9 protein-coding genes are annotated in these 9,769 nt (G+C 68.5%); 5 read left to right on the forward strand and 4 right to left on the reverse strand.

The features are described 5' to 3' along the window. Positions 1 to 140: 140 nt before the first annotated feature. Entirely contained in the window at positions 141 to 1,526 is a 1,386-nt protein-coding gene (gene rimK / locus AC6RA4_RS16580; RefSeq protein ID WP_500162220.1) for a 30S ribosomal protein S6--L-glutamate ligase, read from the reverse strand. A gap of 262 nt (positions 1,527 to 1,788) precedes the next feature. On the opposite strand from rimK, the gene AC6RA4_RS16585 reads away from it, so the two are divergent. Further along, the gene (locus AC6RA4_RS16585; protein WP_500162222.1) at positions 1,789 to 3,147 is read left to right on the forward strand and encodes a dicarboxylate/amino acid:cation symporter; all 1,359 of its coding nucleotides are present in this window, start codon (positions 1,789 to 1,791) and stop codon (positions 3,145 to 3,147) included. 51 nt (positions 3,148 to 3,198) lie between these two features. Here the strand turns inward: AC6RA4_RS16585 and AC6RA4_RS16590 are convergent, their stop codons facing one another. Both AC6RA4_RS16590 and AC6RA4_RS16595 read right to left on the reverse strand, forming a co-directional pair. Then, positions 3,199 to 3,612, reverse strand: coding sequence for a DUF6636 domain-containing protein (locus tag AC6RA4_RS16590; protein WP_500162224.1), 414 nt, complete (start codon positions 3,610 to 3,612; stop codon positions 3,199 to 3,201). A 208-nt stretch (positions 3,613 to 3,820) separates the two neighbouring features. After that, the gene (locus tag AC6RA4_RS16595; RefSeq protein WP_500162225.1) at positions 3,821 to 4,780 is read right to left on the reverse strand and encodes an L-malyl-CoA/beta-methylmalyl-CoA lyase; all 960 of its coding nucleotides are present in this window, start codon (positions 4,778 to 4,780) and stop codon (positions 3,821 to 3,823) included. A 259-nt stretch (positions 4,781 to 5,039) separates the two neighbouring features. Between AC6RA4_RS16595 and dgcN the strand changes: the two genes are divergently transcribed. From dgcN to AC6RA4_RS16610, 3 genes are all read left to right on the forward strand, one after another. Next, positions 5,040 to 6,041, forward strand: a complete 1,002-nt coding sequence (gene dgcN, locus AC6RA4_RS16600; RefSeq protein WP_500162227.1) for an N-acetyltransferase DgcN — start codon at positions 5,040 to 5,042, stop codon at positions 6,039 to 6,041. A 95-nt stretch (positions 6,042 to 6,136) separates the two neighbouring features. Further along, positions 6,137 to 7,102: an N-acetyl-D-Glu racemase DgcA gene (gene dgcA / locus AC6RA4_RS16605; protein ID WP_500162229.1), complete on the forward strand. Its 966-nt coding sequence runs from the start codon at positions 6,137 to 6,139 to the stop codon at positions 7,100 to 7,102. Positions 7,103 to 7,145: 43 nt separating this feature from the next. Next, complete coding sequence (locus tag AC6RA4_RS16610; protein ID WP_500162231.1) at positions 7,146 to 8,009, forward strand: D-amino-acid transaminase; 864 nt, start codon at positions 7,146 to 7,148, stop codon at positions 8,007 to 8,009. Between the two features lie 94 nt (positions 8,010 to 8,103). Here AC6RA4_RS16610 and AC6RA4_RS16615 read toward each other — a convergent pair whose 3' ends face one another. Then, positions 8,104 to 9,309 carry a TIGR03862 family flavoprotein gene (locus AC6RA4_RS16615; protein WP_500162233.1) on the reverse strand — a complete coding sequence of 402 codons (1,206 nt, stop codon included), beginning with the start codon at positions 9,307 to 9,309 and terminating at the stop codon, positions 8,104 to 8,106. Between the two features lie 74 nt (positions 9,310 to 9,383). Between AC6RA4_RS16615 and AC6RA4_RS16620 the strand changes: the two genes are divergently transcribed. After that, a complete protein-coding gene (locus AC6RA4_RS16620; protein ID WP_500162235.1) occupies positions 9,384 to 9,677 on the forward strand; it encodes an HNH endonuclease family protein in 294 nt (97 codons plus the stop codon). The last annotated feature ends 92 nt before the right edge of the window (positions 9,678 to 9,769 follow it).

Genomic DNA, 9,769 nt, shown 5'->3' on the forward strand with positions numbered 1-9,769 from the left:
CGCCCGGGGGGGGGCGGCCGTGGGGGGGGGGGGGGCGGCGCGGGGGGGGGGGGGGGGGGGGGGGGCGTCCCTTGTGGGAGGGGACCGCGGGCTTGGGCGTCGCAGGGGCGGGGCCGTTGCTGCGACGCGCCTTCCGGGGGCTACTGTGCGCGGCGGCGCGGTTTCGGCGGGCGCGGGGCGACCTTTTCCTCGATATGCTGGATCACCAGGCCCGCGATATCCTTCTCGGAGGTGCGCTCGATGCCCTCGAGCCCGGGCGAGGAATTGACCTCGAGCACCTTGGGGCCGTCCTCGCCGCGCAGCAGGTCGACGCCGGCCACGTCGAGCTTCATGGCGCGGGCCGCCTTGACCGCCGTCTCGCGCTCCGTGCGGGTGATCTTCACCGGCTCGGCGGTGCCGCCCTGGTGCAGGTTGGAGCGGAAATCGTCGGGCTTGCCGCGGCGGCGCATCGCGGCGACCACCTTGCCGCCGACCACGAAGCAGCGGATGTCTTCCCCGGCGGCCTCCTTGACGAAGCTCTGCACCAGGAAATCGGCCTTCAGCCCCTGGAAGGCGGAGATCACGCTCTCCGCCGCCTTCTTGGTCTCGGCCAGCACCACGCCCTTTCCTTGCGTGCTCTCGAGCAGCTTCAGCACCAGCGGCGCGCCGCCCACGAGGCTGATGACGTTGGCCGAATCCTTCGGCGAACGGGCGAAGGCGGTGGTCGGCATGCCGATGCGGTGGCGCGCCAGCACCTGATGGGCGTGCAGCTTGTCGCGCGACACGGTGATGCCCTCGGAGCCCGACAGGCAATAGGTGCCGAGGCTCTCGAACTGGCGCACCACCGCGGTGCCGTAGGAGGTCACCGAGGCGCCGATGCGCGGGATCACCGCGTCGTAATGCGGCAGGCGGCGGCCGTCGTAATGCACCTCGCCGCCGACGGCGCGGATGTTCATGTAGCAGCGCGAGGTGTCGATCACCTCCATGGTGTGGCCGCGCGCCTCCGCCGCCTCGATCAGCCGGCGGGTCGAGTAGTTCGACGGCTCGCGGGTCAGGATGGCGAGGCGCAGGGCGCGGCGGTGCTGCTTGTGGCGCGGGATGGCGCGGTATTCTTCGAAGGAGAGCTCGGGCTGCTGGAAGCTGTGGCTCGGCGACACGATCATGTCATCGGCCAGCGCCGAGCGGCCGAGCAGCATGCGGTAGGCCATCGAGCCGCGATCGGTCAGCGTCACCTCGATCGGCCAGCTGCGGTCGTCCATCCTCACCGTGGTCTCGATCACGAAGCGCAGCTCGGTCTCGCCGTTCGACGAGGTCACCTCGCGGCGGTCCTTGAGCGGCGCCGAGCAGATGATCTCGAGACCGGGATCGGCGGGGTCGGGGTGGATCGCGAAGCGCACCATCGGCTTGTCTTCCGGGCCGAAGGGCTCGATGGCAAAGGCGTGCAGCGCCGAGGTGCGGGCGCCGGTGTCGACCTTGGCGCGGATCGCTGGCAGGCCGAGATCGGGCAGCGCAAGCCACTCTTCCCATCCGAGGGTGAACTGAGACATCAACGGGCTCCTTTCGAGACGCGCGGTAGCGCGCTGTAGCGGGACAGTATGACAGGGGCAATACGAATGCCCAGGCTTCCCGACCCTTGCCGTTGCGACGCAGAAACCTCGCGTAAAACGGGAAAATTGGTTAAAGTTTAGACATTCAGGCCATGCGGTCCCCGGGTCCGGTTCCGAAAACCCGGGGTTGCGGGTGCATTTCTGGCCCCGGAGGCGCGGAACCGGCGCAGACTGGGGCTCTGGAATCGCAAAGGAGACTGCCATGGGTACCGCATTGCGCGATGGCGACGGCAAACTGTCGCTGACGACCCGGATCATGATCGCCATGGGGGCGGGTCTCGTCCTCGGGGTGATCCTCAACATCGCCGGCATCGAGGCGATCAACACCCATCTCGTCGGGGGTCTGTTCGGCATGATCGGACGGATGTTCGTCAACGCCCTGCAGATGCTGGTGGTGCCGCTGGTGTTCTTCTCGCTGATCTGCGGCGTGGCGGGGATCGGCGACATCCGCATCCTCGGCCGGGTCGGCGGCAAGAGCTTCGGCCTCTACATCGCCACCACGGCGACGGCCATCGCGGTGGCGATCCTGATCGCGCTGGTGGTGGCGCCGGGCGACGGCTTCGTGATGGAGGGCATCGACACCTCGGGCGTCACCGGTCGCGAGGCGCCGAGCGTCTGGGAGACCTTCGCGGCGATCGTGCCGCGCAACCCGGTTGCGGCGTTCTCGGGCGGCGAGATGCTGCAGATCATCTTCTACACCATCATACTCGGCATCGCCGCGCTGATGCTGGGCGAGCGCTCCAAGACCTTCGTGGAAGCCTGCGAATACATGAACGAGCTGATGATGAAGGTGGTGCAGATCGTCATGGCCTTCGCGCCCTACGGCGTGTTCTGCCTGATCGCCAAGACCTTCGCCGAGCAGGGCATCGGGCTCTTCATGCCGGTGATCGCCTATGTGCTTGTGCTCGTGGGGGCGCTGCTGCTGCACCTCTTCGTCACGCTGATGCTGTTCCTGAAGGTCTTCTCGGGGCTCAACCCGATCACCTTCCTGAAGAAGATCCGCCCGGCGCAGATCTTTGCCTTCTCGACGGCCTCGTCGAACGCGACCATCCCGGTCACCCTGCGCTGCGTGACCGAGCGCATGGGGGTGAGCAACTCGGTGGCCTCGTTCTCGGTGCCCTTCGGCGCAACGATCAACATGGACGGCACCGCGATCATGCAGGGCGTGGCGACGGTGTTCCTCGCCAATGTCTACGGCATCGACCTTGGCCTCGGCGGCTACCTGACGGTCATCGCCATGGCGGTGCTGGCCTCGATCGGCACCGCGGGGGTGCCCGGCGTGGGCCTTGTCATGCTGACCATGGTGCTGGGGCAGGTCGGCCTGCCGATCGAGGGCATTGCGCTGATCCTCGGGGTCGACCGCCTGATGGACATGATCCGCACGGCAGTGAACATCACCGGCGATGCGGTGGTCTCGACCATCGTCGCCAAGACCGAGGGCCAGATGGACCTAGCCGTTTACGGCGATCCGAATGCCGGGGTGATGACCATCGACGACCTGCATATCGACGAGGAGGCCGAGCACGTGCTGGCCGACGCGGCGCACAAGCCGGCGGAATAGGACTTCTTCGTCGGGGGAATGCGAGGGCGCCTTCGGGCGCCCTCTTGCGTGTCACCAGACCTGCAGCACCCGGCGCGACAGGTGAAAGCCGTGGCCGTCGGCGTTCTGGCAGCGCAGGCCGTTTGTCTCCGAGAGGCACGAGATGCCGCCCCATGTGGCGGAGACGCCGTAGGGCGCGACATCGACGCCGGAAGAGGTGTTCGGGCGGCCCGGTCCGCCGCATTCCATCTGAACGCGGCCGCGTTCGAGCAGCACATAGTTGTGGCCCCATCCGCCGCCGCAGGAGGCGGGGCGCGGCACGTTCGGCGTGCCGCTGAACTGGAAGATCGTGCAGCTCAGATCGGCCGAGTTCGCGCCGACACCGATGTAGCACTGGATATTGCCGGAGGGGGTCTTGAAGGGGGAGACATCCGCGAGGGCGGGGGAGGCCAGCACGAGGCTGGCGGCAAGAAGACGTTTGAACATGGGACGATCCTGAAAGGGGCAATGGGAAAAGGTCTTGCCCGGACAGGGAACGACGGGAGGAGAGAGTGAGTCAAGCAAGCCGGAGGGTCGGAGGCGGGCTGACCGCGTGTCCGGAGTAATGGCCCGAGAGGGTGGCGCATTCTTGCGCTGTAAACAGCCGGGCGCGGCCCCCTCGCGAGGACCGCGCCCGTGTTCGCTCTCGCAAGGCTCAGTGCCCGGCGATCATCTCGGATTGCTTCACGATCACCTCGGCCTGCTTGATCGAGGCGATGTCGACCAGACGGCCCTTGTAGACCGTGGCGCCTTCGCCCTTGGCCTTGGCCGCCTCCATCGCCGCGAGGATCTCGCGCGCCTCGGTCACCGCTGCCTCGGACGGGGTGAAGACCTCGTTGGCCAGCGCCACCTGCTTGGGGTGGATCGCCCATTTTCCGACCATGCCCAGCGTCGCCGAGCGCAGCGCCTGCGCACGGTAGCCCTCGTCATCGGAGAAATCGCCGAACGGGCCGTCGACCGGCAGCACGCCGTGGGTGCGGCAGGCGGCGACGATGGCGGCCTGCGCCCAGTGCCACGGGTCCGACCAGTGCTTCACGCCCTCGCGGAGCATGTAGTAATTCTCCTGCGTGCCGCCGATGCCGGTGGTGGCCATGCCCATGGAGGCGGCGAAATCGGCCGCGCCGAGGCTCATGGCCTCAAGGCGCGGGGAGCCGGCGGCAATCTCCTCTACATGCGCGATGCCGGCTGCTGACTCGATGATGACTTCGAACTTGATCGGCTTGGTCCGGCCCTTGGCGCGCTCGACCGCGGTCACCAGCGCGTCGACGGCATAAAGATCGGCGGCGCAGCCGACCTTCGGGATCATGATCTGGTCGAGCCGGTCGCTGGCCTTCTCGAGCAGATCCACCACGTCGCGGTACCAGTAGGGCGTGTCGAGCCCGTTGATCCGCACCGACAGCGTCTTGTTGCCCCAGTCGATGTCGCCGATGGCCTGGATGATGTTGTCGCGGGCGCTGTCCTTGTCCGACGGCGCGACCGAATCCTCGAGGTCGAGGTTGATGACGTCCGCGGCGGAGCCGGCCATCTTCTCGAAGATCGCAGGGCGCGAGCCCGGGCCGAACAACTGGCAGCGGTTGGGACGCGCCGGGGCGGCGGGCTGGATGCGGAAGCTCATGCAGGACCTCGCTAGGTAAGGATGTTTCGTTTACTCCGCCGCATGGGTTATTAAATTGCGCCATGCTGCGCAAGCGAAAAGCGACGCCGCGGCGCGGAAGAATTCACCGCCCTCTCCGGGAACGCGTGCACGATTCTTCGGCGTTGCGGTGAAAATGCTCGGAAATTCGGCGCAAGCCCCCGGCGCGCGGTGGTATTCGCGATGAATTTGCGTGTGATGCGGGGCAACATGCCGCGAATCCAAACGACAGGGAACTGACATGATCGAGACGCCGTATCTGCTCTTTCTCGGAGACGCCCCGGACCCCCTCGCCGCCAAGGTGGCGCAGGGCATCAAGGACTGGCGCCCGGAGAACTGCGTGGGCCAATTCCGCCTCGAAGGCTGCAAGGCCGACATGAAACTGCCCGACATGACGCTGGCCGAAGCCAAGGCCGCCGGCGCCAAGACGCTGGTGATCGGCGTGGCCAACCGGGGCGGGCTGATCTCGCAGACCTGGAAGAAGGTGCTTGTCGAGGCGCTGGAAGAGGGCTTTGACCTCGCCTCCGGCCTGCACAACCTGCTGCGCGACGAGGAAGACCTCGCCGCCGTGGCCCGCGCCACCGGCCAGAAGCTGCACGACGTGCGCATCCCCTCGGTCAAGTATCCGATCGCCAATGGTGAGCCGCGCAAGGGCAAGCGCCTGCTGGCGGTGGGCACCGACTGCTCGGTCGGCAAGATGTACACCGCGCTCGCGCTCGACGCGGCGATGCGCGAGAAGGGCATGAAATCGACCTTCCGGGCTACCGGCCAGACCGGCATCCTGATCACCGGCGACGGCGTGCCGCTCGACGCGGTCATCGCCGACTTCATGGCCGGCTCCATCGAGTACCTGACCCCGGACAACGACGAGGATCACTGGGACATCATCGAGGGCCAGGGCTCGCTGTTCCACGTCTCCTACTCGGGCGTGACCATGGCGCTGGTGCATGGCGGCCAGCCGGACGCGCTGGTGCTCTGCCACGAGCCGACCCGCACCCACATGCGCGGCCTGCCGGGCTACCAGCTGCCCTCGCTGGAGGCGGTGCGTGACATGGCGCTGACGCTGGCGCAGGTCGCCAACCCGGCCTGCAAGGTGATCGGCATCTCGATCAACACCCAGCACATGGGCGAGGACGAGGCCAAGGCCTATTGCGCGAAGATCGAAGAGCAGTTCGGCCTGCCGACGGTCGATCCCTACCGCCACGGCGCCGAGCGCCTCGCGGATGCGGTTGCCGCGCTCTGAGGCCTGCGGCACTCTGAAACCAAATGACGGGCGGCGGCGCGGGCTGCGCCGCCGTTCGCCTTGACGACGGAACGACAAACGAAGGGGCAGGGCTCTTGGGCATCGAGGTCACGCGCGACACGTTCAGACTGGCACAGGTCTTCACCATCTCCCGGGGCAGCCGCACCGAAGCCAAGGTGCTGACCGTGAAGATCACCCGAGACGGGGTGACCGGCTGGGGCGAATGCGTGCCCTACGCGCGCTACGACGAGACGCTCGAGAGCGTGACCGAGGAGATCGCCGGGTTGCCTGCCGATGTCAGTCGCGCCGCGCTGCAGGAGCTGCTGCCCGCCGGCGCCGCCCGCAACGCCGTCGACTGCGCGCTCTGGGATCTCGAGGCCAAGGCGCAGGGAAAGCGGGTCTGGGAACTGCTGGGCATGCCGAAGCCGGGCCCCGAGATCACCGCCTATACGTTGTCGCTCGACACGCCTGAGAACATGATGGCGCAGGCCGCCAAGAACGCCGCCCGCCCGCTGCTGAAGGTCAAGCTCGGCACGCCCGACGACATGCCGCGGCTCGAGGCGGTGCGCCGGGGCGCGCCCGACAGCACCATCATCGTCGATGCCAACGAAGGCTGGTCTGCCGAGGTCTATGCCGATCTGGCGCCGCATCTGGTACGGCTCGGCGTGGCGATGGTCGAGCAGCCGCTGCCGGCGGGCGACGACGAGGCGCTCATCGGCATGGAGCGCCCGGTGCCGGTTTGCGCCGACGAGAGCGCCCATGACCGCGCCTCGCTGCCGGGGCTCAAGGGCAAGTACGACATCGTCAACATCAAGCTCGACAAGACCGGCGGCCTGACCGAGGCGGTGGCGATGCGCGCCGCGGCCGAGGCCGAGGGCTACGGCATCTTCGTCGGCTGCATGGTCGGCTCGAGCCTTGCCATGGCGCCCGCCGTGCTGGTGGCGCAGGGCGCCGCCTTCACCGATCTTGACGGCCCGCTGCTTCTGGCCGAAGACCGCCCCACCCCCCTGCTCTACGACGCGCAGGGCGTGCATCCTTCCGAGCCGGCGCTCTGGGGCTGATCCCGCCCGCCGCTTACGACAGACCTGACTGGAGACCCCCTACATGACCCGCACTGTCTACGTTAACGGAGAGTACCTGCCCGAGACCGAAGCCAAGGTCTCGATCTTCGACCGCGCCTTCCTGATGGCCGATGGCGTCTACGAGGTGACCTCCGTGCTCGACGGCAAGCTGATCGACTTCGAGGGCCACCAGAAGCGGCTCGAGCGCTCGCTGAACGAGCTCGACATGAAGAAGCCCGCCGCCTTTGACGACCTGCTCGAGATCCACCGCAAGCTGGTCGAGCTCAATGGCATCGAGGAGGGGCTGATCTACCTGCAGGTCACCCGGGGCGCGCCCGGCGACCGCGACTTCGCCTTCCCCGACCCCGAGACCACCGAGCCGACGCTGGTGCTGTTCACCCAGAACAAGCCCGGTCTCGCGGACAACCCGACTGCCAAGAAGGGCATCAAGGTGATCTCGATCGAGGACATCCGCTGGGGCCGCCGCGACATCAAGACGGTGCAGCTGCTCTACCCGTCGATGGGCAAGATGATGGCCAAGAAGGCCGGCTGCGATGATGCCTGGATGGTCGAGGACGGCTTCGTGACCGAGGGCACCTCGAACAACGCCTATATCGTCAAGGACGGCAAGATCATCACCCGCAACCTCTCGACCGACATCCTGCACGGCATCACCCGCGCCGCTGTGCTGAAATTCGCCCGCGAGGCGCAGATGATCGTCGAGGAGCGGCCCTTCACCGTCGAGGAAGCCAAGCAGGCCGACGAGGCGTTCTTCACCTCGGCCTCGGCCTTCGTGATGCCGGTCGTGGAGATCGACGGCGCCACCATCGGCACCGGCACGCCGGGCGACGTGGCAGGCCGGCTGCGCGAGATCTATCTCGAGGAAAGCCGCAAGGTCGCGGTCTGATCCTGCTTTGCGGGGGGCCTCGCAGAGGCTCCTCGCGCCCTGCCGGGCGGCTCCTCGCCCGGCGCTCCTTGCCCCTTGCGGGGCGCCTCGCGGCTCAGGCCTTGGCGTCCCGCTCCAGATAGGCCGCCGCGTGGCGCCCGGCCCAGAGCCCGGTCGCGAAGCAGGCGGTGAGCAGGTAGCCGCCGGTCGGCGCCTCCCAGTCGATCATCTCCCCCGCCACGAAACAGCCCGGACGCTGTGTCAGCATCAGCCCCTCGTCGAGCGCCGCGAAGGCGACGCCGCCGGCGGTCGAGATCGCCTCGTCCATCGGGCGGAGCCCTGCATGCGGCAGGGTGAGCGCCTTGACGGTGCGGGCAAGCGTCCCTGGATCCTCGGGCAGCGGGCGGGCGCATTCCATCAGTAGGGCGCGGGCGGCGGGCGAGAGCTTCAGTGCCCGGCGCAGGTGGTTCGACAGGCTCTGCTTGCCGCGCGGCTTGGCCAGCCGCTCGGTCAGCGCTGCCTCCGAGACATCCGGCGCGAGGTCGATGACCAGCGACGCGCCCTCGCGCAGGGCCGGCGACAGCGGGTAGAGCCCGCCGCCCTCGAGCCCGCGCGCCGAGATCACCGCCTCGCCGCGCGACACCAGCCCGCCGGCGCGGAACGCCACGCCCTTGAGCGGCGCGCCGAACTGCGGCGCCATGTGCCCGGACCAGGCGACGTTGAGCCCGGCATTGGCGGGCCGGAAGGGCGTCACCTCGATGCCCTGCGCTTTCAAGTGCTCCGCCCAGGCCCCGTCCGAGCCCAGCCGCGCCCAGCTCGCGCCGCCGAGCGCCAGCACCGTCACGCGCGGGCGCAGGCTCAGCGGGCCATCGGGGGTGTCGAACTGCGTCGTCTCGCCGTCCCAGCCGGTCCAGCGCCAGCGCGTGTGGCGCTCCAGCCCCATGGCGTCGAGCCGCGACAGCCAGGCGCGCAGCAGCGGCGAGGCCTTCATCGCGGTGGGAAACACCCGGCCGGTGGAGCCGGTGAAGGTGGTCTGGCCCAGCCCCTCGGCCCAGCCCTGCACAGCCTCGGGGGTGAACTCGGCCAGCATCGGGCGCAGCGCCGCCTCGGCGCCGCCATAGGCGGCGAGGAACGGCGCGAAGGGCTGGGCGCGGGTCAGGTTCAGCCCCGACTTGCCCGCCATCAGGAACTTGCGCCCGAGCGAGGGCTTGGCCTCGGCCAGCAGCACCTTGTGCCCGGCGGTGAGCAGCGCGTCGGCGGCCATCAGCCCGGCCGGGCCGCCGCCGATCACCAGCGCCTCGATCTCGCGCCCTGCCTGCATCGATGCCCCCTTGATCCTGCCGTGAATGGCGCCAGTCTTCTGCCCTGCAAGCCGCCCCCGTTCAAGAGCCGCGCATGACCGACCCGATCTGCCCCCTCTGCCTGCGCCCGATCCCGCCCGAGGCCAAACAGAGTCTGCATCACCTGGTGCCGAAACTGAAGGGCGGCAAGGGCGGGCCGGTCGTGCGGCTGCACCAGATCTGCCACAACGAGATCCACGCCACCTTCACCGAGGCCGAGCTGGCGCGCGCGTTCAACACGCCCGAGGCACTGCGCGCCCATCCTCGCATGGCACGGTTTCTCGCCTGGGTGAGCAAGCGTCCGCCGAGTTTTCACGCCCGCAGCAGCGGCGGGCGGCGCAAACGCTAGGAGCGCGTGACCCGCGAGGCACGCGCACGAAGCTGCCATAAAGCGTGACTTGATCCGGACCGCGCCGCCGGTCACCCTCCGACTCACAAAAA

The sequence above is a fragment of the Salipiger sp. genome (assembly GCF_059781815.1).